2 pseudogenes are annotated in these 1,007 nt (G+C 46.3%); one reads left to right on the top strand and one right to left on the bottom strand.

What is annotated here, in order from left to right:
- Positions 1-21 precede the first annotated feature (21 nt).
- Positions 22-630: pseudogene (locus tag CCB157_RS17115) on the top strand (IS256 family transposase); the annotation flags it as partial.
- A 201-nt stretch (positions 631-831) separates the two neighbouring features.
- On the opposite strand, the pseudogene CCB157_RS17490 reads toward CCB157_RS17115, so the two are convergent.
- A pseudogene (locus tag CCB157_RS17490) lies at positions 832-1,007 on the bottom strand (IS256 family transposase); the annotation flags it as partial.

Raw genomic sequence — 1,007 nt, forward strand, 5'->3', positions numbered from 1 at the left:
AGAGAAAGGAGTACCCTACCTATGTCTAAAAGAAGTATACCGAATGTCGACTGGGCAAATCAACTGGAAAGTGTTATTCGTCAATTTGTGAAAGAAAAATTAGAGCTGATTATGCGGGAAGAAATGAAAAATTTCCTCGAAATCGAACAGGCTGGAACACCGAATATGAGAAACGGCTACTATCAGCGAAATCTAGATACGCAATATGGCCGGATTGAGGGTCTTTTGGTTCCAAGAGACCGAAACGGGGAATTTCAAACACAGTTGTTTGCCCCTTACCAACGGCACACGGGCTGGCTGGAGGAAGCAATCATTAGGATGTATCAAAGTGGCATGAGTACACGGGAAATTGGCAAGTTTATCGAACGAATTCTAGGAAGCACCTATTCTCCTGCGACGATCAGCCGGATTACCGATGTCGTGAAGGAAGACATCGAGAAATGGCACGCTCGTCCACTACACCAACGTTATTCGGTCTTATATTTGGACGGCTTGTACGTGAAACTTCGCCGCGATACGGTAAAGAAAGAAGTCATTTATGTGGTGTTAGGAGTGAATGAAGAAGGGTATCGAGAAATTCTGGATTTCTTCGTGGGAGGACAAGAAAGCGCCTATGTATGGGGTCAAGTCCATTTTATTGTGTAAATTTCCCTTTGATAGAAAGATGGACCTGATGACCTGACGTATGGCAGGTAAGTCCGGCAAGTCTCCCTGCCGGTCGCCTTCCCGGACTAATGATCATTGTTGTCAAAGTACAGGTGTGTCAAGGCGCTTTCGCGGCAACTCCTCGCTTCCGAGGTATTTCACGTTCTCCTTGACACGTCGAAGAAATTATCCCACTTTCTTGATCGCCGAAACTTCCTGATTCATCGTTTGAACGCCTAACTCTTTCGTTTTCCGCCACTGCCAATAGTCGGACATATCCAGGTATTTGCGTCCCGATATCCATTTTTCGTCCATTTCGATCAACACGGCGCCTACGAGGCGATACACCGATTCCCGGTTCG

The organism is Caenibacillus caldisaponilyticus, assembly GCF_002003465.1.
GTDB lineage: Bacteria > Bacillota > Bacilli > Bacillales > Sporolactobacillaceae > Caenibacillus > Caenibacillus caldisaponilyticus.